20 protein-coding genes are annotated in these 25,216 nt (G+C 50.8%); 17 read left to right on the forward strand and 3 right to left on the reverse strand.

Features of this window, described 5'->3' with window-relative positions; translation table 11 throughout:
• Positions 1–16 precede the first annotated feature (16 nt).
• From C5S61_RS09470 to C5S61_RS09480, 3 genes are read left to right on the forward strand one after another with little or no spacing between them, the layout of a single operon-like run.
• A complete protein-coding gene (locus C5S61_RS09470; protein WP_110514816.1) occupies positions 17–544 on the forward strand; it encodes a VTT domain-containing protein in 528 nt (175 codons plus the stop codon).
• 34 nt (positions 545–578) lie between these two features.
• A complete protein-coding gene (locus tag C5S61_RS09475) occupies positions 579–1,997 on the forward strand; it encodes a hypothetical protein (protein WP_110514817.1) in 1,419 nt (472 codons plus the stop codon).
• A 22-nt stretch (positions 1,998–2,019) separates the two neighbouring features.
• Positions 2,020–2,613, forward strand: a complete 594-nt coding sequence (locus C5S61_RS09480; RefSeq protein WP_110514818.1) for a histidine phosphatase family protein — start codon at positions 2,020–2,022, stop codon at positions 2,611–2,613.
• On the opposite strand, the gene C5S61_RS09485 is transcribed toward C5S61_RS09480, so the two are convergent.
• A complete protein-coding gene (locus C5S61_RS09485) occupies positions 2,599–3,699 on the reverse strand; it encodes a glycosyltransferase family 4 protein (RefSeq protein ID WP_164689315.1) in 1,101 nt (366 codons plus the stop codon). The two genes, C5S61_RS09480 and C5S61_RS09485, sit on opposite strands and share 15 nt — an antisense overlap.
• A complete protein-coding gene (locus C5S61_RS09490) occupies positions 3,696–4,544 on the reverse strand; it encodes a glycosyltransferase family 2 protein (protein ID WP_164689316.1) in 849 nt (282 codons plus the stop codon). Before C5S61_RS09490 ends, C5S61_RS09485 begins: the two co-directional genes overlap by 4 nt.
• Before the next feature lie 150 nt (positions 4,545–4,694).
• Between C5S61_RS09490 and C5S61_RS09495 the strand changes: the two genes are divergently transcribed.
• The 12 genes from C5S61_RS09495 (at position 4,695) to C5S61_RS09550 (ending at position 22,201) form a co-directional block, all read left to right on the forward strand.
• Positions 4,695–8,777, forward strand: coding sequence for an adenylate/guanylate cyclase domain-containing protein (locus tag C5S61_RS09495; protein ID WP_110514821.1), 4,083 nt, complete (start codon positions 4,695–4,697; stop codon positions 8,775–8,777).
• Positions 8,778–8,802: 25 nt separating this feature from the next.
• The gene (locus C5S61_RS09500; protein WP_110514822.1) at positions 8,803–11,829 is read left to right on the forward strand and encodes a hypothetical protein; all 3,027 of its coding nucleotides are present in this window, start codon (positions 8,803–8,805) and stop codon (positions 11,827–11,829) included.
• A 464-nt stretch (positions 11,830–12,293) separates the two neighbouring features.
• Positions 12,294–13,232: an AAA family ATPase gene (locus C5S61_RS09505; protein WP_164689317.1), complete on the forward strand. Its 939-nt coding sequence runs from the start codon at positions 12,294–12,296 to the stop codon at positions 13,230–13,232.
• A 102-nt stretch (positions 13,233–13,334) separates the two neighbouring features.
• Positions 13,335–14,717, forward strand: coding sequence for a vWA domain-containing protein (locus C5S61_RS09510; protein ID WP_110514823.1), 1,383 nt, complete (start codon positions 13,335–13,337; stop codon positions 14,715–14,717).
• A 201-nt stretch (positions 14,718–14,918) separates the two neighbouring features.
• Positions 14,919–15,908 (forward strand): MBL fold metallo-hydrolase, encoded by a 990-nt coding sequence (locus tag C5S61_RS09515; protein WP_110514824.1) that lies wholly within the window; start codon positions 14,919–14,921, stop codon positions 15,906–15,908.
• Positions 15,909–15,937: 29 nt separating this feature from the next.
• Positions 15,938–16,696, forward strand: coding sequence for a Crp/Fnr family transcriptional regulator (locus C5S61_RS09520; RefSeq protein WP_110514825.1), 759 nt, complete (start codon positions 15,938–15,940; stop codon positions 16,694–16,696).
• A gap of 206 nt (positions 16,697–16,902) precedes the next feature.
• On the forward strand, positions 16,903–17,232 hold the full coding sequence (locus C5S61_RS09525; RefSeq protein ID WP_110514826.1) for a hypothetical protein: 330 nt from the start codon (positions 16,903–16,905) through the stop codon (positions 17,230–17,232).
• A gap of 35 nt (positions 17,233–17,267) precedes the next feature.
• Positions 17,268–17,912, forward strand: a complete 645-nt coding sequence (locus tag C5S61_RS09530; protein WP_110514827.1) for an RNA ligase family protein — start codon at positions 17,268–17,270, stop codon at positions 17,910–17,912.
• A gap of 51 nt (positions 17,913–17,963) precedes the next feature.
• The gene (locus C5S61_RS09535; RefSeq protein ID WP_164689318.1) at positions 17,964–18,383 is read left to right on the forward strand and encodes a DUF3054 domain-containing protein; all 420 of its coding nucleotides are present in this window, start codon (positions 17,964–17,966) and stop codon (positions 18,381–18,383) included.
• A 147-nt stretch (positions 18,384–18,530) separates the two neighbouring features.
• Positions 18,531–19,583 carry an STAS domain-containing protein gene (locus C5S61_RS09540; RefSeq protein ID WP_110514829.1) on the forward strand — a complete coding sequence of 351 codons (1,053 nt, stop codon included), beginning with the start codon at positions 18,531–18,533 and terminating at the stop codon, positions 19,581–19,583.
• A 1-nt stretch (position 19,584) separates the two neighbouring features.
• Positions 19,585–20,691, forward strand: coding sequence for a pyridoxal phosphate-dependent aminotransferase (locus C5S61_RS09545; protein ID WP_110514830.1), 1,107 nt, complete (start codon positions 19,585–19,587; stop codon positions 20,689–20,691).
• Positions 20,692–21,007: 316 nt separating this feature from the next.
• A complete protein-coding gene (locus C5S61_RS09550) occupies positions 21,008–22,201 on the forward strand; it encodes a hybrid sensor histidine kinase/response regulator (protein WP_110514831.1) in 1,194 nt (397 codons plus the stop codon).
• A 71-nt stretch (positions 22,202–22,272) separates the two neighbouring features.
• Here the strand turns inward: C5S61_RS09550 and C5S61_RS09555 are convergent, their stop codons facing one another.
• Complete coding sequence (locus C5S61_RS09555) at positions 22,273–22,551, reverse strand: hypothetical protein (RefSeq protein WP_110514832.1); 279 nt, start codon at positions 22,549–22,551, stop codon at positions 22,273–22,275.
• 334 nt (positions 22,552–22,885) lie between these two features.
• On the opposite strand from C5S61_RS09555, the gene C5S61_RS09560 reads away from it, so the two are divergent.
• Both C5S61_RS09560 and C5S61_RS09565 read left to right on the forward strand, forming a co-directional pair.
• Positions 22,886–24,109: an esterase/lipase family protein gene (locus C5S61_RS09560; protein WP_110514833.1), complete on the forward strand. Its 1,224-nt coding sequence runs from the start codon at positions 22,886–22,888 to the stop codon at positions 24,107–24,109.
• Positions 24,110–24,165: 56 nt separating this feature from the next.
• A complete protein-coding gene (locus C5S61_RS09565; protein ID WP_110514834.1) occupies positions 24,166–25,083 on the forward strand; it encodes an ADP-ribosylglycohydrolase family protein in 918 nt (305 codons plus the stop codon).
• The last annotated feature ends 133 nt before the right edge of the window (positions 25,084–25,216 follow it).

Raw genomic sequence — 25,216 nt, forward strand, 5'->3', positions numbered from 1 at the left:
TTGAAAGAGCCAACCAATGACAACGCCAACATCGCCCCGACCAAGCCGTTTGCGCGCCAGCTTAACAATTGGATTGATGATCGCCATCAGCATTGGCTTGTTGCTGGTCGATTTTCGCCATTTTGGCCAATATGGCTATCTGGGAGTTTTTGTGCTGGTCTTGTTGGGCAATGCGACCGTGGTTGTGCCAGCGCCAGCCTTTATGACCGCCTTGGCCGCTGGGCGCACCCTCAATCCCTGGTTGGTAGGAGTTATCAGCGGGTTGGGGGCAGGCATCGGCGAGTTGACTGGCTATATTGCTGGGCGTGCAGGTCGCAGCGTTTTTGATCAACAACAACGGTTTACCCGTATTCAAGGCTACGTTGAACGCTGGGGAGCACTCGCAATTTTTGCGCTAGCAGCCCTCCCCAATCCACTGATGGATTTTGCAGGCATAGCCGCAGGGATCACCCGCATGCCAGTATATAAATTTTTGCTGGCCTGCTGCGCTGGTAAAATCGTACGCTTTACCATCCTTGCGCTGATCGGTCAATCTACAATGTGATGCCAGTGTTAGCTTTTTTGGAAGGGAGGAACATGTGCATCATTTGCTACAGGTTCGTACACTAGGACTCTTGGGTTTGTTGGCATTGTTGTTGGTTACGGCAGTGCAGCCCAGCCAAGCACAACAACCGCTATCGCCAAAAATTAGGCCCGAACCAAGCCTCAGCAATCGCGAACCCTTGCGCAGCCAAGCCCCACAAGGTGGCAATGAATGGCTCGTTCCCTGTGCTGCGAGCGCCGAAAATTGGCAAAGCACCGTCCGCGATGATACTCCTGCACTCAATTGTGAAATTTACGTCCCCGAATCGGCTATGATTTTTGTGATGGCAACTGGTAGTTTCAGCATGCAAACCAATGCCGTAACCAACACCTACGAAGGCCGCATTGGCCTCACCCTCGATGGCGTGTTGCGCGAAAGTAGCAATCGCTGGGGCAATGTGTATGCGCTGGGCCAACTCAACACTGGCGAAACCAGCATTTTTGCCAGCACTACCGTGTTTACTGCCAGCGCTGGGGTGCATACGCTGAGTTTGGTTGGCGGCTTTGTTGGCTATGGCCCACTTACCTTGAATAATGCCCAATTAACGGTTTTGGCCTTCCCAACCAACTCGGCCAATATTCAAGTTTGTGCTACTGATACTGGGCTTGGGGTTTGGCGCGCAACGCCTACATCAAGCGTGGTTCGGGCCTGTAGCTTCAATTTGCCAAGCAATAGCACCGTGTTTGTCAGCGCCGATGGCTCGGCCTTGCCAATTCCTGGCAACGAGGTAGCCTTGCAATTTCGCTTAGGCGTTGACGAGGCGACAACCGGCGATGTGCGCACCGATCGCTATGTTGATGTTGATAGTTTAGAGCCAAACAATGAGCAAATCGATGGCAACGATATTTCAACCTCAATTGCCGCAACCTTCAATTTGACCGCTGGCAACCATACAATCAATTTCCTCGGCAATGGCAGCGGCAGCGATCAAGCCTATCTTTCGCGCTCAAGTTTGGTGGTTTTGGCCTTCCCTAGCGGCAGCAACTTCCGCACCTGTACCAGCATGAACGATTCAAGCAGCTTCGTTAGCAATGGCGAATTTGGCTCGTGGGCCAATTGTCTCTTGACTACCGCTGGCTTAACGCGTGGGATTGTGGTGGGCAATGTGACGGTTGGCCAACAAAATGGCGAGCCCCAAGTGCGCACGCGTTTGCGGGCCAACACCAACGTGCTTTTGGGCAGCACCCGCACCAGCGATCTGACCTTGTTCCGTATGGTTGGTGGCCAAGGCGACGACAAAACCATGACCTCGGTTGGCATGAGCGATTTTGCCAGCGGCTTGAATGTCTTTAATTTTGATGGCTATCCAACCAATAGCAGCACCGTGCGCATGATCGATCCCAATATTCATGTACTAGCATTTCCCGACCCATTCATGTATAAACAATACACGCCATTAACGACTGGCGAATAGTTGCTTAGCCTGTGGGGGAACCATGCGGGTCTATCTGGTGCGCCATGGTCAATCGGAAGAAAATGCCGCTGATTTAAAACGCTTAATTGGGCTAGAAGATTTTCGGCAGTTATTGGAGCATGCCCAGCATTCACCATTAACTGCCTTGGGTCGCGAGCAGGCGGCAACGGTCGCAGAAGAAATAGCCGCATTCAATCCCACCCGTTTGTATAGCAGCCCGTATATTCGGGCCTTGGATACGGCGCAAATTATTGCGGCACGGGTTGGGCTGCCAATTCAAACTATCAACGAGCTGCACGAAATTAGCGCGATTGTGCCATTTTTGCTGCGCCGCGAGCGCGTGCGGCTGTTGCGCACGATGTATATTCGTGGCTATCTTTCGCAGCTTATTCCGCATCGTCCGCTGTGGGGCGAAACCTGGTGGGTGGCGCAGCGCCGCGTGATCAAAGCGTGGAATACGATGCTTGAGCAATGGTCGCCAAGCACGCGCGCGGTTGTGGTTGCCCATCGCGCCTTTATCTGGATGACGCTGCGCTATCTGCAACGCCATGGCGGTTGGCGCATTGTGCGCCGTAGCACCGAGAATGCAGGTATCTCCGAGTTAGAGAGTATCTAACAGCTTAACCAAGCGTTGGGCAACATGTGACCAGCTAAATTTGGCGGCTTGAGCGTTGGCTTGAGCCGCCAAATTGGCTTGCCACGCCGCATCATGGCAGATTCGCTCCAATGCTGCGACCCACGCCGCTTGCTCATTTGGCAATAAACAACCTGCCGCGCCAACCGCTTCAGGCAACGATGAGCTGTTTTGGGCCAACACTGGTGTGCCACAGGCAATCGCTTCGAGTGCAGGCAAGCCAAATCCTTCATACAACGACGGAAAGGCCAAGGCCAACGCACCGCTATACAACGCCGCTAAATCAGCCTCTGGCACATCGGCAATGCGCCAAACCCGCCCGTGCAAGCTGGGATTCGCCAGCAATTGCTCGCTCGCTGGGTTGCGCCAACGCCCACCAAGCACCAAACCAACCTCGCCGGTTTGGGCAGCTTGCCATGCCTGCAACAAAAAGTCGATTTGCTTATGCGGTTTGTCGGAAGCAACATAGACGATATAGCGCTCTGGTAAGCCATATTTTGCCCGCAATGCAGCAATATTTTCTGCTGGCTGAGGCTGAAATTGCTCGGAAATACCCACGCCCAAATAGGCCAAACGCTGCGGATTAACGTTATAAAATTGGGCAATATCGCTGGCTGCTGAATGCGAAATTGTGCCAATCGCCGCCGATTGCTGAATTGCCACATGATGCAACGCAGCGATTTGCCAACGCTTGCTGCGGCTAAAACTTGCTGGCACGCGCCACGAAATCGTATCGTAAATTAACGTGATGCTGGGGCACGGCTGGAATAACGGGCGAATATAATAGGGGAAAATCGCCAACTCTGCATTAATTTCAGCAAGCAATTTGCGCCACTCGCCATGCTGGCCCAAGCCAAACAAGCCATGCTGCACCCGCGAAATAGCCGCGTGCCGCAAGATTGGTTGCAGATCAAACTGAGTTTGTGGTTGCTGCGGCAGGATGAGATGCAGTTGCTTGGCGATTGGCGTTTGCAACAATGCCAAGGTCAGATCATAGGTAAAACGCCCAATCCCTGGAAAATGATCATCCAAGACCCGTAAATCAAGCGCAATCGTTGCTTGCTTCATGCCCGATACCATCCCCAAATGTAGCCTAAGGCCCCGACATAGCTGGTTAATGCTTTTAGTGGCTTGAAACTTGGCCGCCACGATGGCGCTGCAAACGAGTAGGGCAAGAAGATATTAATTGGCAAAATGAGCGTGCGCAGTAGCCAATAGGCCAGTGCATGCAACGGTGTTTTGAGCACGCGTCCACGTCCACGCGCAGGATCACGGCGCACTTCTTGAGCATGGCCAAGCCCATACAACCAATGTTTGCGCAACAAAGCCCAAAGATTGGCCGGAGCCGGATGCCATGTCCAGGTATTTGGCACCAAGATAAAGCGATAGCCCGCCCGCCGCACTCGCGTAAAAAACTCGGTATCTACGCCGCGAATTAATTCGTTGTTGAAGCCGCCAACTTCGTCGTATACCTCGCGACGCATCGCACAGCAGGTTGTGGTTAGTTCGCAATAAAACGAAGGTGGGTCGGGATTGCTCTCCAGCGGCGTTTGTACGACGGCATGCTCAATTCTGGGCACTTCGCGGGCGACCCAACGCTGAAACGTCGAAGCATCGGGCGGCAAGAGCTTGGCTGCGCCAGTTACGCCAATCGTTTGGTCGTTGAGCAACGGCTTGACCAACTGCTCAAGCGCATCATCATTGGCCAAAACCGCATCATCATCGATAAACACCACGTAGGGCGCGTTGGTGCGCACCGTTGCTGTATTGCGTGCTTTGCCGTTGGGCCGTACCCCAACCGCAACCTCGATTTGGCTTGGTTGCCACGTTTGGCGGGCCAGCGAGGCTCGCAAGGCGCTAATTTCGCCATTCAAGGCCGGAATAACCACGGCAATTTGGGGAATTTCGCTCACAGATTGTCCATCCAACTAGCCAAATCAGTCTGCGATTAATATACCACGCCGATCAGAAATTCCTGCCGCTAGACCGTTGTTTTGTTGCCAGAAGCTTCTATAATGCAGGATATCGTGATTGATGCTTGCTACTTTGCGAAGGTTTAAACCATGTCGATTTCGCCTTCTTCGTCAGAATTTGCCTCATTGTTGCGCCAAGTTCAACAGGCCGAGGTTTCGCTCACCCAACCGCAGCTTGATGATTTGGATCATCAGCTGAACCATCGGATTCAGCAATTGCAGCGTTATGTGCCCGACCCAATTGTGCAGCGCCTCAAACAAGGCTCGCTGACGATTCCCTATGGCGAACGTTGGACTGGCTCGTTGCTCTTTGCCGATCTTTCGGGCTTTACGGCACTTTCCGAAAGCCTGACCCGCCTGGGCAAAGAGGGCGCGGAACAGGTGACGAGCATTATCAATCGCTTGTTTGATCAGCTAGTGGCTGATATTGAGGCCCATGGCGGGGCATTAATTAAATTTGGTGGCGATGCAGTTACCGCTTTTTTTGATCAAACCAAACTTGGTACGCAGCACGCGCTGTTTGCTGCTCACGCGGCCCAAGCAATGCAAACATCAATGGCCAGCCTTGGCAAGATTCAAATTCGGGCTGATCAATTTAACCTTACCTTGCGAATTGGGGTCCACAGCGGTGAAGCGTTTGCAGCCTTGCTTGGCGATCAGCAGCATGCAGAGTTGATGCTGACAGGGATTGCGGTCAACTTGGTTGCGCGTGCTCAAGAGTTGGCGCGGCCTGGCGAGGTGGTCTGCTCCAAAGATACCATGCGCTTGCTTGGCTTGCCCGCCGATCCCAATACGCCATTTACGGCCCTCACGACGACGCTTGAGCATCCGCCCTATCAAGCTGAATCTAATGCTACGGCCATGGCTCAGCCAGTTACTTTAGCAAGCTTGCAAGCCCTTGCGACGATCTATCACGGCTTGCAAGGTCTCTTGCCGCAACGCATGAGCGAAGAGCAATTGCTGAGCAACGCGGCCAGCAAAAGTGGCGAAATTCGCTTGGTAACGATTGTTTTTGCCCATATTGCGCCATTTAGCACGATTGTTGAATTATGCGATGCTGCTAGCGCCACGGTGTTGCTCAACCACTACTACCAGCGCATGCAACAGATCGTCAATCACTATGGCGGCGTGGTTAACAAGCTCGATATGGCCGCCGATGGCGATAAATTGTTGGCGATTTTTGGTGCGCCGCTGGCCAACGAAAATGATACCGAGCTAGCGGTGCGAGCTGGCCTCGATATGCAATCAGCCATGAACGAAATTAATGCCTTGATTCAGCAGCACGATGTGCGTTTGCCTTTGCTTGACCAACAAATTGGCATCAACCAAGGCCACGTATTTGCTGGAATTGTGGGCAGCGAAACTCGCCGCGAATACACCGTCATGGGCGATCCGGTCAATACTGCTGTGCGTTTGATGAGCGTTTGCCGTTATGGCGAGGTGTTGGCTAGCCCTGCGGTCAAGCGGCTTACCAGCCATGCCTTTGCCTACGAAACCCTGCCAGCCCTACCGCTCAAAGGCAAAAGCGAGCCAATCGAGCCAGCACGGGTTGATCGCGCCTACAATGTGCGCCGCGAAACAATGCGTGCCGATTTGGTTGGTCGCGTGCAGGAGCTTGATCAATTAGCCGCGATTAGTATGCAAGCGTTGCAAGGCCAAGGCCAAATTATCAATATCTTTGGCGAGGCTGGCATTGGCAAATCGCGCTTGCTCGAAGAACTGCTCAGCCGTTTATCGTTGGCTTCGTTCGACCCAAACCTCAACGTACCCGAATTTATGCCGATTACGATTGAATGCCAATTGTATGAGCAAACCACACCATTTGCTTCTGCTAGCGAGATGTTGCGCCAAGTGCTGCGCCTCAATAGCAGCTTGACCAGCGAGCGTTTGATTCAGATTATCAGCCAACGGGTGAGCACGTTGGCTCCTGAGCTTGAGCGATTTTTGCCCTTGCTAAGCGATATTTTGCATGTAAGCTTGGCTGAAAATGAATTAACCCAAGCCCTTGCACCAGAACAACGTCACGATCAAACGATTGAGTTGGTAGTGGCCTTGATTTTGGCCAGCGCCAATACCACGCCGCTGGTAATTTTATGGGATGATGCGCATTGGATCGATGCTTCATCGCGCCAGTTGCTCGAACGTTTAGCCAAATCTGCCGATCAAGCGCCGATTGCCTTGTTGGTTGGCTCGCGTACCAAAGGCCTATTAGCTATGAATTGGCCTGAGCAGACGATTACACTTGAGTTGAGTGAATTGAGCATGCCCGAAAGCGAAGCCCTCGCCAGTGGCATTATTGGCAACGCGCCATTGCCAGCAGCCTTGCTCGAACGCTGGCGACGCAGCGACGAACGCTTTTTCAATCCGCAGGGCAATCCATTTTTTATCGAAGAAATGATGCGCAGCCTGATTCAGCAAGGCGTAATCGTCGAAACCAGCAACGGCTGGGATTTGCGCGGCGAGCTTGATAGCCTGCCAACCACGATTGAAGGCGTGATTACTGCGCGCTTAGATCGGCTTGATACACGGATTCGTGAAACTGTGCAAGTTGCCTCGGTAGTTGGCCGCCGCTTCGAATTGACGATTCTGCGTGGCATCACCAACGATGACGATTTGGTCAATCAAATGGATCGCCTGACCAATGCCGATGTGGTGTTGCCCGACCATATTGCCGCCGATTTGGCCTATTTATTCAAGCATACGCTAACCCGCGACGTGGCCTACGAAGGCATTTTATATGCGCGGCGGCGTGAGTTGCATCGGCGGGTGGCGGCTCGCATCCAAGAAGTTTATCGCCAAAATCTGGGTGATGTGTTGCCAATTTTGGCCCGCCACTATGCCCGCGCCGAAGATTGGCACGAAGCTGTGCGCTATTATCGCGAAGCTGGCATCACCGCCCAAAAACGCTATTTTAATGCAGAGGCTTGCGCTCATTATCGCGATGCCTTGGAGTTACTGCCCAACTTGGGCAAACCTGATTCTTCGTTGGAGCAAGAATTGACCGAGCGCTTGGGCTATGTGCTGTTGCAAGCTGGCGATTATGCCGAAGCCTTGCCAACCTTGGCCCAAGCCCAAAGCCAATTGCGCCAAAGCAGCGTGTATAGCAACAGCCGCGAAGCTCGCATTTTGCGCCATATCACCACCATTCACGAGCGCCAAGATGAATACGAGCTAGCCTTTGAGCAATTGCAACAAGCGCTCGTGTTGTTGGGCGAGCAGCAATCGGTTGAGCGGGTACGGGCGTTGTTGCTTGGGGCAGGCCTGCATCAACGCCAAGGCCGCTATCACGAAACAATTGCTTGGGCCGAACAAGCCTTGACGCTGGCCGAAGAGCTAGCATTGCAAGCCGAGCAAGCCCGCGCCTATTTGCTGATCGGCGGAACCTACCGCGTGCTTGGCTCTCGCGAGCAGGCAGTTGGCGCACTGGCCAAATCAATCGAGCTGTATCAAAGCGTCAACGATATTTCGCGCTTGGCCGATGCCTACAACAACGCCGCGATCAACTTTAGCGATCTCGATCAATGGGATCAATCGATCGCGCTCTATCAAGCTGCCTTCAACATCAAAAAGACGATCAACGATAGCTATGGCCAAGCGCTGGTGAGCCTCAACCTCGGTGAGCTGTATCGCAAAACTCAGCAATATACCCAAGCATTAGAGACCTTTAACCAAAGCCTAGTGCTGTGGAACAAGCTCAACTCCAAGTTGGGAGCTGCCGTAACCCACATGAATATGGGTAATACGCTGTTTGCGCAAGGCCAAAGCACCAACGCTGAAGCTATGCTCGATCGTAGCCGCGCGATTTTCGATGAAATTCATGTCGATTCATTTTTACCTGAGTTGTATCGCATCTATGCTGAATTGTTTTATAGCCGCCAAAACTACGCCAAAGCCTTAGATTATTGTGATTTTGCGCTGGCTCAGGCCCGCCAACATTCGGCAAAAGCAGATGAAGGCATGGCCCAATTGACCCAAAGTAAGATTTTGCTGGCCTTAGACCATTATGATCCAGCCTTAAATGCAGCCGAACAGGCACTTAGCCTCTTGTTAGAATGCGATAACCAAGCAGATGTTGAACGCTGTTTGGAGCAATTGATCAGCTTGACCAAAACTACCGATCCAAAACGCATGGCTCAATATCAGGATCAACTGGCTCGTTTAACCAAGGCTTAGCCCAGATTTTCGCAATGGAGGGTTTATGCGCCGTTTCCGTTACGTTCGTTTATTAGGAGTCGTTGTTCTGCTCCTAAGTTTATTGGCCCAGCAGCCTACATCGAATAGTTTGGCCAAGCCAGCCCTGCTGCCGATGCCAGTGCCTGAAGTTGAATGGAACGACGTTTGGCAAAACGCCCACGATCTATCCGATGATTGTTTATGGCCAACTATTAGCGTCTGCGATGTTGCTGGCGATTTGAGCACTGGCAGCGATCTTGATTGGTATAAAATTACTGTTCAGCCAGCTACAACCTTGGCAATTAGCCTAACTGATACGTTTGGCGATTATCAGGTGGCGCTCTTTTATGATTTGGGCCAGCCAATTACCCAAACTGGCCATGTTTCCCTTGGCAACCTGAACGCCATCGGCAATCTGAATGCGATTGGCAACCTGAACGCCATCGGCAACCTGAATGCAATCGGCAATCTGAACGCCATTGGCAATCTGAATGCCATCGGCAATCTGAATGCAATCGGCAACCTGAACGCGATTGGCGCAAATGGCTATGCAGATGCCAGTATCAACAGTTTTGTTTGGACACCAGGCTTTTATTATCTGCTCGTCTATCCGCTGGACGACGATCAATCAGGCGATTACAAACTTTCGATCGAAGCAGCTTTTGACCCAAGTTTGACCAAACCTGCACCAATCCCGTTTAATATTGTGCAAAATGAGCCACCAGATTGTAAGGGCGCATTGTACATTACCCATAGCGACTATCTCGATATTCACCAAACCTTTGCGCCCTACAATACCAGTATTAATGACGAATTGATTGGTTTTTCCGATAATATCAACGATCCGAATACCAATGGCTTAGTGGTCGATTTGGCAAATATTCCGTGGATTCAGCCAAGCAACGCATTTAGTGATGCCTCAACCGGGTGGAATGCACATCGCACCAATCCATTTTATGCCAATCGGCTTGCTGAGGGTGTGCATCATCTCATCACCCAATATGCGCGGCGGTGTCCTATGTTGCGCTATATCACGATTGTTGGCGGCGATTCGGTTGTGCCCTTCTATCGCGTACCCGACGAAACAGTGATTGCCAATGAGAGCGATTATTTGGCTAGCTCAAAAATCAACCCTACTAGCTTTACCGCCAGCAGCCTTAAATACAAAACGATTCTGACTGACAATATTTATGGCGCGATCAAGCCAATTCCCTATCGTGGTCGCCAATTGTGGGTGCCTGAATTGAGTGTTGGACGCTTGGTCGAAAGCCCAGCTTCGATTCATATTTATTTGAAAAAACTGAATATGTATTCTATCTTTGAGGAGGATAGCAAAATTTATTTAAGTTCCCAAGATAGCAGTTTGGTGACAGGTTATGATTTCTTGACCGATCAAGCGAAGCTGGTTTCAAGCACCTTGACTCTGTTGACTGGGTTGCGGCCAATTGGCTTAATTAATGACACGTGGAATGCAACCAACCTCGCGCAAACGTGGCTACCAAATATTGATAATAATATTTCGAAGTCGCCGTATCCAGCCCAATCGATTAATGCTCACTTTACCCACTATCAGGCAATTCCTGCCAACTTTGCTACCTCGAGCGATGTTGTGAGCGCCTCGATTCTCTACAATCATCAGTATGCAACGCTTGAAAGTGCCTATCAAATTCGGCGCTTAGGCTATAGCGTTGGTTGTCACTCGGGCTTTAGTGTCGCTGATAGCGATGTGGTTAGCGGCAGTGGCGCGGCAATCGACTTTCCCCAAGCCTATCTTAAGCAGCATGGCACATGGGTTGGCAACACTGGTTTTGGCTATGGTGATAGCGATTTGGTTGGTTATAGCGAAAAACTCATGGCCCAATTTACCCTCGAACTTGGCCGCGAATGGATGAATCAATCGAACGACTATGAAGGTATCCCAGTTGGCTATGGTTTAGTGCGGGCTAAACGAGCCTATTTGCGCGAAGGCACGCCTGGTACATTCAGCGTCTATGATGAAAAAGTGCTGTTGCAATCAACCTTATATGGCATGCCAATGGTCTTAGTTAATGTGCTCAATCCAATTCCCTTCCCACCAAACGATCGCCAAGATCACGGCTGTTTGACCTGTCCGCCGAATGTGGCGCAGCGGGCAACCGTCACTGATGATGCGATTGATCGCGATCTTACCTTCAACATTAGCTATACAACCGCCCAAAATACGAGCCGCGGCAAAATTATTGCGGCCCAAGCTACGGTGGTCAATGATACGGAAGGCTTGCTGACAGGCCGCACCTTTAATAGCACCATGGTCAATGCTGCAGGTTTGCCATCATTACCCAACTTTAACATTCCACTTTCGTTGGCCGATAGCTTTGGCGAGCAGCGTTTGCAAGGCATTCAGTTGCTTGGCGGCACAACCGCAACCACGGTGACTTTTAATCCGATTGTTACCCGTTTGATTACCGATGAAATTTATCTGCCGCACGAGCCAAGCTTCGATTTTGCTGATCGCTGGTATCCCGACCAGCCATTTAGCTATAGTGTCTTCGAGAGCGATAATCTCGAAGATAATGGCCCATTCAACCAAGATCGGCGTTTCTCGCAGCTTTTATTGACTCCAACCCAATTCAAAGGCACGGCCAGCGGCGGCGAATTACGCCAATTCAACACGATTACGTTGCGGCTTAAATATTTGAGCGATGGCGCTGATGACGATTTGCTCAATGATAACTTCGACCCAATTGTGCGCGATACCCAACGCACCAGCGATGGCAAGATTCGCGCAATGGTGATCGAGCGCGATAACGACGGCCCAGGCGATGAAATTGAAGCTGAGATGTTGGTCAAAACCAGCACTGGCGCTTGGCAAAGCATCGATATGGATACCTTTCAAGTGGGCCCGACCGAGCGCTGGCAAATTTCAGCCAGCCTGCCAACCATCGCCGCCCAACCACTGCAACTCATGATTCAGGTTGAAGACGAGGCCGGCAACGTTGGGGTCGAAACCTATGGCGGGCGGTTCAATATTGATTACGAACTGTATCTACCCAATGTCAATGTTAAGCGCTAAATGATTGAGCGTTCCCTCACCCCCCAGCTTCCTCTCTTTCAAGGGTAGGTTTTGAGCGATTGATCGGCTGTGGCACATGCCCTCACCCCCCAACCCCCTCGCCCACTGAACGCGGGCGAGGGGAAACCCTTTTTTTATAAAGGAATTGAGGGAGAACCACGAGGTGAAAGCCCCTCGCCCGCGCACGGGAGAGGGGTTGGGGTGAGGGGATCTTAACACCGACCCTTTTAAGCCAACCCCCTCTCCCACGACAACGCGGGCGAGGGGGAGCCGACAACGCATTGCGGCAGAACCACGAGGTGAAAGCCCCTCGCCCGCCGCGTGGGAGAGGGGTTGGGGGTGAGGGGATATTCAATACCCATGCATTTGATCAAAAAAGTGCTACACTTAACTTGTGTGACAATTACCCCAAACTCTCCCTCACCAACCCAAGTTTTCCGCCAAGCCTACAGGAGCAGCATTCTATGGAAGAGCAACCAATTCAGCCTGTTAAGGATGGGCTGATCGCCCAAAATTATATTCCAACCGATCAGATTGCCACAGTTTTATACTTGGCTGATCGTTTGGAAAAACCGCTTTTGGCCGAAGGACCTGCCGGAGTGGGCAAAACCGAGCTTGCCAAGGCTTGGGCCGCAGCAAGTGGTCGCGAATTGATTCGTTTGCAATGCTACGAAGGGCTTGATGAAACCAAGGCGCTCTACGAGTGGGAATATGCCAAACAGATGTTGTATACCCAGCTCTTGCGCGATAAGCTCAACAATTTGCTTTCCGATGCCGATTCGTTGCGCTCTGCCGCCGATCGCCTAGCCGCCGAAGAAGAAGTCTTTTTCTCGCAGCGCTTTTTGTTGCAACGCCCGTTGCTCAAGGCGATTCTCAACCCCAAGCCCACCTTGCTGCTGATCGACGAAATCGATCGTGCCGATGCTGAGTTTGAGGCTTTTTTGCTTGAAGTATTGTCGGATTTTCAAATTACCGTGCCTGAGCTTGGCACACTCAAAGCGATCCATCGCCCAATCGTGATTTTGACTAGCAACAATACTCGCGAGCTTTCCGAAGCACTCAAACGGCGTTGTATGTATCTGTTCGTTGGTTATCCATCGCTCGAAGAAGAATTGCGAATCGTTGAGTTGAAAGTGCCGTCGTTGGGAGCCAAAATGGCGCGCCAAGTGGTTGAATTTGTGCAACGTTTGCGCAACCTTGATCTCAAAAAATCGCCATCGATCTCTGAAACGCTCGATTGGGCGCGGGCTTTGGTGTTGCTCAACGCCAAGCAACTCGATCAAACAACCCTCGATCAAACTATGACCGTGCTGTTGAAACATGAAAGCGATTTGCAACGCACCCAACGCGCCATGCAAACAGGCCGCAACCGCAACGACGAAGGACGCAGAAATAAAGGATGAATTATGAAGGATGAATTGTGAAATCTTGCTTTAGAATTCCTTCTTATTCAAAGGTATTTCATCCCTCATCCCTCATCCTTCATCCTTTGCAAGGGGATTACGATGCATGAACGGATTGTGGCATTTGTGAAGGCGCTGCGAGCAGGCGGAGTTCGTGTGTCGCTCGCCGAAAGCCTTGATAGTTTTAATGCCTTAGAACAGCTGGGCATCACCGATCGCCAGCTGTTTCACGATGCGCTGTTGGCAACGTTGGTCAAAGATGCAACCCATCAAACCCAATTCGAGGAGCTGTTTCCGCTCTTTTTTGGCCATGGCGATGCCCCGATGATCAGCGAAGTCAATGGCTTGAGCGGCCTCGATTCCGAGGAATTGCAGCAGTTGCGCCAAGAAATTGCCCAACTCCGCGAACGCATTCGCGAATTGATGCAACGCCTGATGGATGGCCAAAATCTCACGCCAGAGGAATTGGCGGCGCTGGCTCGTAGCTCAGGAATTAATCATATTCAATCGCTCAACCAACGCCGCTGGGTCGAACGGCGCATGGAACAGCAAATGGGCTTGACCGAGTTTAAACAAGCGCTTGAGGATTTGCTCAAACAATTGGAAGCAGATGGCATGGATGCGGCGGCACTGGCCGAAATTATGCAGCAAATGCAGGGCAATGCTCAATCGATGCGCGACCAAATTAGCCAATTTGTTGGTTCGGGCTTGGCCGAGCGCATGAGCGACGATTATAATCCGCAATATGGCGATGATCTGCAACATCGGCCATTTGGCTCGCTCTCCGATGCAGATATTCAGCGGATGCGCCAAGAAGTGCGGCGTTTGGCAGCTTTGTTGCGTTCGCGAGCATCATTACGCCAAAAGCGTGATAAAGCAGGCCAAATCGACATTAAACGCACCATGCGCAACAATATGCGCTACGATGGCGTGCCCATGAAGTTGGAACACCGCAAAAAGCAACAAAAACCCAAGCTGGTGATTATTTGCGATATTTCAACCTCAATGCGGCCTGTGGCTGAGTTTATGCTGCGCATGATTTATGAATTACAAGATCAAGTGAGCAAAACTCATTCGTTTGCGTTTATCGCCAACCTGCACGATATTACTGATCAACTCAACGATAGTCGCGCCGATATTAGCGTCAACGATATTCTTGAAAGTATCCCGCCCGGCTACTACAACACCGACCTTGGCCGCAGCCTCGATACCTTTTTGCATAGCCACCTCAGCACGGTCGATTGGCGCACAACCGTGATTATTGTGGGCGATGGGCGCAACAACTTCAACAATCCTCGCTTGGAATCGTTGCAAACCATCCGTCGCCATGCCAAACGCTTAATCTGGTTTACCCCCGAAGATACCTATCAATGGGGCACTGGCGACAGCGATATGCAGCTCTACGCACCGCTTTGCGACCGCGTTCACCTCGTGACGAATCTGGCCGAACTCACCTCGGCGGTTGATCGTTTATTGGCTAACTAGCTATTTAGTGAGCCACCTATAGGCCATAGGTGGCTCAGACATCCTCACCGATTATCCCCTGTATGGTTGCTTTAATCCACAATTAACCTGTGCTATAGTTCGTTGGGCAAGTGTGAGCTAGCTAACAGCCGCTTGTTTCCGAATTGGGCATAATAGAACCACGATACATCAAACCCACGTCAACCCACAAGGAGATAGCCAATGACAACCATGACAGTGCGTTTTTGGGGTGTGCGTGGCAGCCACCCAGTTTCCGGCCCAGAATATTTGAAATATGGTGGTAATACCTTATGCGTCGAGGTCGAGGCCAATGGCCACACGATTATTCTCGATGCTGGGACTGGCATTATTAACCTTGGCAAAAGCCTCAATGCTCGCGCCAAAGCCAGTGGTAAGCCCATTGATGTGACGATTTTGTTCAGCCATATGCACCACGATCATACCCAGGGCTTTCCGTTTTTCACCCCTGCCTATCGTGGCGATACCAATATGCATATCTTTGGGCCTGGCATTTTTGAGCGCGATTTAGAAGAAACCTTGGCCAAAACTATGTTGCCGCCGGTTTTTCCGGTTTCAATGGCCGAATTGCCCGCCCAAAAAATGGTGTCGAGCATTCGCGAAACTGATGTATTATTGCTCTCTGAGGAACGCGGCGAGGCGATGCTGCGCAATCGGTTTCACGATAATCTCAGCGATATTGACGAGAATATGATCGTGATCAAATCCCTGCGCTCATATGCACACCCCGATGGCGTGTTGGTCTATCGCATTGAATGGCAAGGCATGAGCGTTGTCTACGCCACTGACACAGAAGGCTATATTAATGGTGATCAACGGCTAGCCCAATTTGCCCAAGGTGCTGATGTGCTGATTCACGATGCGCAATACACCGAGGATCACTACTTGGGCAAAGCACCAGGTTTTGGCTCAACCCAAGGCTGGGGCCACTCAACCGCCACCATGGCCTGTGATGTTGCCAAATCGGCCAAAGTTGGCACCTTGGTATTGTTCCATCACGAGCCAAATTATGGCGACGATGTGATCGAAGCAATTGAACAGCATGCCCAGTCGATGTTTGCTGGCACGCTTGCCGCCCGCGAAGGCTTGGAATTGGTGCTCAACAAGCCCCAACCAGAAGCTGTCAGCAGCGATGATCCAAGCTCCGCTGTGACTGAGCCATTAAGTGCTTGATTAACGGTAGCAGGTGGAGGAAGACGCTCATGAATCCAACCATAACAACGATTAATCAGAGTTTTGGCTGGCGCATGCTAGGAGATAACCCAATGTTGAGCGATGCAGAACTGGCGTTACTCCGCGATGTTGAGCTATTTGACGGCCTTGCCCCAGAGCAGGCTGCCCACATTAGCCGACGCTTGGTGCGGCGTACCTTCCCTGCTGGAACCAATTTGATGTCGGTCGAGCAACCTGGCGAGGTTGTCTATATCATTCTGAGTGGCACGGTGAAAATTCATGTCGAGCAAGCAGATGGCACCGATGTGATCATCGCCATGCTCGGTGCTGGCGATACCGTCGGCGAAATGAGCTTGATCGATAGCGCTGGCCGCTCGGCGACTGTCGTCACCCAAGAAGAATCCACCTTGCTTTGGATGAATCGCACAGCGTTTTTAGAAGCGTTGCAAAATGCTCCGGTAATTACCTTGAACCTTGTGCGCATGCTTTCGAGCCGTTTACGCCTTGCCAATGAGCAGATTCAGGCCTTGGCGACGCTCGATGTCCATGGGCGAGTGGCCCGTCAGCTCTTAGCCTTCGCCCAAAAATATGGCCATCCCGATGAAGCTGGCACGGTGCAAATTCCAATTCGGCTTACCCAGAGCGATTTGGCGGGCTTGGTCGGCGCATCACGCGAACGAGTTAACCAAGTGATTGGCTATTTCAAACAACGCCGCTATCTTAGCGTCGATCAGCACTATCACATCAGTTTGCACAACCTTGAAGCCTTGGCCAAACGGATTAAGTAAACCGTGAATCAAAACTGCAAACGAGCAACGCGCCACAAGCAACCACTTGTGGCTTTAGTTTTAATGGGGAGAAGTTAATACAAAAATGGCTGATTGGCGGCCTCGTGGCTGGATGTTTGTTGGCTATAGCCCTAATCCTGTTGCATAACGATTCAGTCCGGCTACATGCGCAGCCTCAAGCAGCAATTGAAGCTTATGTACACTATATGCAACAACCAGCAACTTTGAGTGAAGAGGAAGTGTTTGTTGATGAGATTGAGCAACAACGCAGCCAATTGCAGCAGGCTACGGCGATCTATGCCAATCACACGGTTGAGCTGCAAGCTGTGGCTTTTCACGATACAGCTAATCAATTTTATAAAACAGCGGTCATGACCAGCACAATAACCGATCAATTCGGCCAACAACGCCAGCTTGTAGATAAGGTTGTGGTTCAGCAAGTGCGGGTCAATCATCAATATTTACCAAGCACAAAAGCCGAAATAAGCTGGAAAATCCATTTAATTAATGGCGATTTGCCCCAGATTGTGCCCTAAAACGACCGAGCATGATCTGAAGATGAGGAATGATCATGCTCTACTACCCCAAAATGCCTGATAGCCGCAACGCACCCTTGACCCGTTGCTGGGCCTTTGAAAAATACGATGGCACCAATTTACACTGGGATTGGGATCGCGAGATCGGTTGGCATCGTTTTGGCACACGTCGCGAGGCTTTTGAATTAACCAGCCATGGCATCGCACAATTTAGCCAAGCTCATGCCCATATTCAAACAGCGCCAAACCTGTTTCATGCAACCCTGGCCGAGCCATTAGCCGAAATTTTGCAGAGCCATGCGAATTATCAAGCCTACAACGCAATTCGGGTTTTTACTGAATTTTTTGGTCCCAACTCGTTTGCAGGCTTGCACAAAACCAGCGACCCCAAGCAATTATGCTTGTTTGATGTGTGGCTCGAAAGCTATGGCTTTGTCGGGCCACAGCAATTTAGCGCCGATTTTGGCCACGCCAACAGTGCGCGTGTGGTCTACGAAGGCAAGTTAACTGGCCAATTTTTCGAAGATGTGCGCAATGGCACATTTGGTGTGTCCGAAGGCGTAGTTTGTAAAGGTGGCACTGGTGGCAGCGACCTTTGGATGGTCAAAATCAAAACCCGCCACTATCAAGCGCTGCTTAAACAAGCCTTTGCCGAGCATTGGGAAGCTTACTGGGAGTGAGCGGCTATGCTACAATCCAGCATAGCGAATTGCTTTACAAAGGATTTGACCATGACGACAAATCAAGAACTTACGACCGCACCCGACAATGCAGCCCGCGTGATTGGCCTGATTGTTGGCGATGTGGCGATTTTTGCCTTATTTGTGATAATTGGGCGGCTTTCGCACGAAGAAGGTGTGAATGCAGATGCGGTAATCAATGTTGCTGCGCCATTTGTGATTGGCTGGGGCATTGCAGCACCGCTGATGAAACTTTACACGCCAGCGGTCAGCGAGCATACCAAAACCGCCTTGCAACGCACAGCCTTGGCGTGGTGTGTGGCTGCGCCAATTGGCCTCGTGTTGCGCTCGCTGGTGTGGAAGCACGATTTCAAGCCTGGCTTTGCAATTACCACCTTTATTTTTAACATGATTTTGCTGTTGGCATGGCGCGGCTGGTCGGCCTATCGAGCGGGCAAGCGCAGTAGCTAAAGAAATCGTTCAGCGCATAAATGTTGGTTTATGCGCTGACTGCTGTTGTCATCAAGCTGCCAGATTGCTAACTATACATTGCCGCCAGCCCTAGAGTATAATAGGCCCCAAGCATCAATCAACATTGCTAGGGTCTTGGGAGTATGTATGGCAACAGATAAAACAATTGGTCAATCGTATCGCCAAATTCAACAAACCCTACTTAATCAAATTCTTAGTACGATGGTCGTGTCGACCAGTGTAGTCAGCGTTGTGATGTTGATTGGGTTAGCCTTTCCCCAGGCTCGTACTATTCCATATGTGATTATGACGTTGGTTGCTATCAGTGGAGTCGCGGTTATTGCCACCAGTTTATATTGGATTCGCCAAGGCCATCAACAACGTGGTGCATTTTTTTTCATTATGGGTTGTATTTTATTAGGCGCAATCTTGGCGGTTGTGTTTAATCTTCCCTCATTTATGGGATTTGTTTCAATTATATTGATTATGGTTAGTGCATTCTTGATAGGTTTTCGTTATACAATTTACCCTTTAGTGGTATCAGTTATTATTTTAATATTCTTAGCAATCGCCGACTATAATCAATGGTTTACAGCCTATCAATTTGATAATAGTGCAACTATTACATTCATTGTTCATACTATTGCAGCATTGAGTATGTTGATTGTAACCGCAATTATCATCAATATGGCAGTTAAGCGGTTAGAAGAGAGTGCAGACGAAGCGTTTCTCCGTGCGCGCGATGCAGAAGAAGCCCGTATGGATCAAATTGCACTCAACGATCAACTGCACCAGGATAACCTTGAAAAGCAAAAATTGCTTGATGTGATTGATATACTGGAAACTCCAGCAATTCCAATTCTGGCTGATACGGTAGTTATTCCGATTTTGGGCTATGTTTCCGATGAACGTTTAACTAAAATTCAAAAGCTCGTGCTTGAACATATTTATCGTGAGCGTATTCAAACGGTGTTAGTTGATATTACTGGTGTGACCAGCGTTGACCAAAATTTCGCTCAAGGCTTACAGCGTTTGGTGCAAGCAATTTATGTGTTGGGCGCAAAAGTGTTTCTGACAGGGATTCAGCCAAAAACTGCGCATATGTTTGTTGATTTTGATTTGCATACCGCCTTGCCCGAAACCTATGCCACCATCGCCGATGCAATTGAAGATTTGACCACACTTCAGAGCAAAAAGTAGTATGTCCCAAGCACTCTACCTTGAATGGGCTAAACAGCAACCAACAAGCGCAATATTAAGCAATAGCAGCGTATATTTGCCGAGCGTGCGCCAATGTATTCAACAGCAATTAGCTGATCCTGCTTGGTTCGAGGCTGCCCAACAGGCCAATCCTTGGGGCCATCCACGGCTGCAACAGGCCTTGCAGGCTTGGCATAAAAGCAACCACGCTCCTTTAATTGTGGCTGGAGCTTCGAGTGCCTTGGCGGTCGTCTGCCAAGCTTTGTTGCATCCAGGCGACCATGCCTTAATCGAAACTCCGCACTACGAGCCATTTCGGCGGTGTGTTTTGGCTCGCGGCGCAAACTGGAGCGCCTGCCCACGCCATCCCAACAGCTTCGAATTTGAATTAGCGCAGCTAGCAACCAGTATTACGCCACGCACCAAGCTTGTGCTCATCAGTAATTTACATAACCCAAGCAGTACCTTAAGCACTAAAAGCCAACTGTTGGCTTTGCAACAAACACTCAATCAAACGACTGCTACACTTGGCCTTGCGCCGCTGCCAATCGTGGTTGATGAAATTTATTGGCATTTGCTGGCGCAGCCTGAATTTGGCAGCGTTGCTGAACTTGGCGAACAATGGATTAGCATCAATAGCCTTTCGAAGGTGTATGGGCTAAGTATGCTGCGCTGTGGCTGGATTATGGCTGCGCCACCAATGCTCGACCAATTGCGCCCCGCCTATCTTGATTTGATTAACATTGGCTCGCCGCTGACCGAATATGTGGCCGCAACAGTGATTGAAGAATTGGCGACCTATCAAGCACAGGCTCAACGCCATGTTGCCGCCAATCGCCAACTGCTGCATGCTGCACTCCAGCCATTAATTGAGCGCGAATTGCTGCGTGGCGCGCTGCCTGACGCTGGTTGTACCTATTTCCCCAGCATCCATCTGCCTATTGCCCAGATCCAGCAGCTAGCTGCCGTAACTGGCTGTGTGCTTGGAGCATTCTTTGGCTCAGCCTATCAAGACCATGTGCGGCTTGGCTTTGGTGGAGATTCAAGCGTTGTTGAGGCTGCTTTGGATCTCGTTCAGCATACCCTGCTAAACCTAGCTAAACGTTGAACCCAACCAACCGCAGATTTGTGGTGCGTGTTATGCGGTGGTATACTGGAAAAACGCACTGATTCCGATTTAACTCGGCCATACCCCGCAATCGATAATCGTTGGTTATCCTATACTCCGAGTTTTTCCACTATAGCCGCAGCGCTATTCACGTGTATTGTATCAATCCCTGAGATTGATCAGCATTGCCCACCGAAACCAACTACTAGCTAGAACAGATTGCTGATTGTGCTTTGCTAGGCACGCATCTCAAGCGTTGGTGATCGCTACTGTTCCAATAACCACATCGTTGGCAATGCCACGAGACAGGAACGCTATGGATCTTCACCATGTTCGGATTTTATTGCTTGATCAAACTGGGGTGACAACTCGGTCGATTGCCGAACTGATTAGTGCAATTCAGGCGGTGCGCTATCAACTTATTGTAGCCGTCGCATTGCCGCAAGCACTGACCATATTGACTACCCAACGGATCGATGTCGTTATTGTGGCGCTGACAGCCCAAACCAGTGAGCTTAATTGGATTCAAACGATTCGTGAGCAAGCCCCAATTTATCCGGTCATTGTGTTTGCCGAAACTATTGATGAGCCAATTGCGCTGCATGCGTTGCACACTGGCGCTCATGATTATGTGTTAAACGATGATCTAACTCCAAGTGTATTTCAACGCACAATTCGTTATGCCCGTGCCATGGTTGCCCAAGGCTTGGCAGAGCAACAGGTTCAGGCCTTGACATTTGCGTTGGCTACCGCAATGAGCGCCGCCCAACAAGTTGAGCAACAACTCGATGTAGCGATTCACGAAATTCAAACTCCAATGACGATTCTCCTCGGCTATATTCAGCTTTTTGAGCGGCGGGTTGCCAGTTGGGGTGGGATTCCGCTGCGTGAGCGCAAAATGTTAAATACAATGCGTTTGCAAGCAATTCATATTAGCCGCTTGGTTAAGACGTTGCTTGATACAAACCAGATGGCGACGAATTATGGGCAGCTGCAACGTCGCCCGCTTGAGCTTGGAGCAGTATTACGGGCTGTGGTAGCCTCGATTCAAGGGATGCGCGCATCACATTTGTTGGTGCTACGCCTGCCAGAGAGTGCAGTTTGGATTGATGGTGATTATGGGCGATTAATGCAGATCTTTCATAATTTGCTGCTGAATGCCCTAAAATATAGCGATATTCATAGCGAAATTACCCTAACCCTGTTGGCTAATGGCCAAATATCGGTGCGAGATTATGGAATTGGCATTCCCGACAATGCCTTACCAAAAATTTTCAATCCCTTTTTTCGTGCGCAAAATGCTCAGAGCCAACTTGGGACTGGTGATGGAATTGGCTTGGCCGTCGTGCAAGATTTAGTGCATCAGCATGAGGGAAGTATTAGCGTGAGCAGTGAGGTGGATAGCGGTACAACTATGACGCTGCAATTCCCCTGTACCGTGCGCCCGAATCGGCTCATCGAACTTCCTGCATTGATTGACCAGCTTGATGAAGTGTTGCAGCGAGGTTAAGCTGAAGTAGCCGCTAATCCTTCATGATGGCAGGAATGGCCGCCATCATGGAAGGATGGTTGAAGCATAGTTTAGTACAGAAAATCTTGGCTTTCAGGCCGAAGTGCGGCTACTTCAGCTTCTTGGCGCAGCCGATGTTGGGTGATGGCTCGAAACCGAATCATACAACTCCGTGGAGTTTGGCATGGGGCACGCTGGCAACTTGGGCAAATCTCGGCAAGCCGTGCCGATTCGGCAGCATGGGCGGCGGATACGACCCGGGCAATGCGTTCATCAAGCATCCGCTCGTTGGCAGCAGCATTCTCAGCCAAACGCTGGCTGCGGCTATGGAGATAGGTTTTCGGGGGCATTGATTGGCCTCATTTCATAGGATTGTGGGGTATCGCTGAAGCAAAAAATCAATTGGCTGTGGCTCACGAAGCTCAATTTAAGCACTCATGAGTTGTTGATTAAGCGAGGAAGCTTGCATTGCTGATATGCTTGCTGGCAAACAGCACCATCCCAAACATAGGCAACAGTCGCAACATTGATCGAAGAAGCTTAACCTAGTATAGCATAGAAGCCGTCAGCGCTCGCTTATCTGCTATACAATACCTGTAATGCTTGATTGGATTGGCTCCCAGTTTAGCTCTTTTGCTACTCCATATCTATTCATCACAGCCTAATCATAGGCGGGGAGGCGTTATGCCCAAGGCTCATCTGCAGCGCAGCGATCTCCAAGGCATTAGTCGCCTGGCAATCGAGGCGACAACCCAAATTACCAACATCAGCGAAGGCTTGTTTGCCACGATTATGCGCCGCCCAACCCGCCGCATTGGCGGGATTCCTGGCTTGGTCTATCGCCAAATCCATACGATTACGCGCTTGGTTGGCGATAGCATTGAGGCACTTTTGGCTGCATTTGGCGCTGCGGCTAAGCAAACCGACTCATCACGCCAACGCGATGACCTGCTTGCAGCGTTAAATGGCGTTTTGGGCGATTACCTTGTGGCCAGCAACAACCCGCTACAAACCAGCATGAGCCTGCGGATAGCAGGAAAAGTGCTTGAGTTTGATGACATGCATACAGCTATTGAGCAGCCCCAAGCGCGGATTTTGCTCTACCTGCATGGCGTGTGTATGCACGATCAACAACTCAAGCAGCACGGCCATGATCATGGCTTGGCAGCCGCCGCAGCTTTAGGTTATAGCCCAATCCATGGGCGTTATAACACTGGCTTGCCGATTGCCAATAATGGCCAGCAATTAAGCGAATTGCTTGAACAACTGGTTGCAAATTGGCCTGTGCCCGTTGCAGAAATAGTGATCATTGGCTATAGCATGGGTGGTTTGGTTGCCCGCAGTGCTTGTTATTATGCCCAACAGCTGGGGCATACTTGGCACCAGAAACTGGGCAAACTGATCTTTCTGGCCACGCCGCACCATGGTTCTGCGGTCGAACGCTATGGCGCTTGGCTGCACTACCTGCTTGAGCGCAATCGCTATAGCGCCTTATTTGGCCAAATTGCGCGATTGCGCAGCGCAGGCATTACCGATTTGCGCTATGGCACAATTATTGATCACGAGCAGCCAGCCGTTGATCGCTTTGCGCAACCGAGCCAACGTCCTGATCGGGTAGCGTTGCCAGCGCATGTTGCCTGTTATGCCTTGGCAGCGACGCGCTCGGCCAAAAAAGCCGCGTATTCAAGCCTACGTGGCGATGGCTTGGTGGCGGTTGCTAGTGCTTTGGGCCAGGCCGCGCAGCAGCCAGATTTGGATTTACAAATTCCTGCTGAGCGGCAGGCAATTGTGTATCGCACTCATCATTTTGCTATTTTGGCCAATCAAGCGGCCTATCAGCAGCTTTTGGCCTGGTTGCAGCCGCTTGAATCTGGCATGAATGCTGCTAAGATTGCAACCGAGAACTGATAGACAGAAGCCGTTGCAGCACTACAATTGAATCCATCAACGTTGATGAGGTAGCTATGCTTGAGCGTTATCGTGGCTGTTTGTTGGGGTTGGCGGTTGGCGATGCAGTTGGAACGACGGTGGAATTTAGCCCACCAGGCTCGTTTAAGCACTTGACTGATATGGTTGGCGGTGGGCCGTTTAATTTGCCGTTGGGCGCATGGACAGACGATACATCGATGGCTTTATGTCTGGCAGCAAGCTTGATTGAACGCCAAGGTTTCGATGCAGTTGATCAGATGCAGCGCTATTGCCGTTGGCGTGATTATGGCTATATGAGCAGCACTGGCTCGTGCTTTGATTGCGGAATTACGGTTGGCAACGCCCTCAGTAGCTTTCAACGTACTGGCGAACCCTATAGTGGCTCGACCGACCCTGCGACAGCTGGCAATGGCTCGTTGATGCGGTTGGCTCCGGTGGTTTTGGCCTACGCCAGCCAACCAGAGCAGGCGATGCAGCTGGCGGTCGATAGCTCGCGCACAACCCATGGTGCGTTGGCAGTGCTTGATGCATGTCGCTATTTCGCAGGCTTGTTAATTGGCGCACTGAATGGGGTTGATAAGGCTACGTTGCTGGCCCCGCACTATAGCCCAATTGCCGATTATTGGCAGCAACAACCATTGCAAGCAGATATTGCCGAGATTGCCGCTGGCTCATTTTGGCAGCGCCAACCACCAGAAATTCAGGGCACGGGCTATGTGGTGCGTTCGCTTGAAGCTGCTTTGTGGGCTTTTGCCCATAGCGATTCGTTTCGCGCGGGCTGTTTGATGGCAGCCAATCTTGGCCACGATGCAGATACCACTGCCGCAATTTATGGCCAAATCGCCGGAGCCTACTATGGCGAGGCTGGCATTCCCGCCGAATGGCGCACACCGATTGTCAGCCACGATCTGATCGTCGAATTTGCCGAACGCTTATATCGGTTTAATCAATAAAGTAAGCTCCCCTCACCTCAACCCCGCTCCACAGGAGCGGGGCTTTTCTATGGTGGTTCTGCTGCAATTTTTAGGAAGAAACGGCCCCTCGCCCGCGTGCATTGGGCGAGGTGGTTGGGGAGTGAGTGAGGGA

Origin of the sequence: Herpetosiphon llansteffanensis, from assembly GCF_003205875.1 — a bacterium.
Taxonomy (GTDB): Bacteria; Chloroflexota; Chloroflexia; order Chloroflexales; family Herpetosiphonaceae; genus Herpetosiphon; species Herpetosiphon llansteffanensis.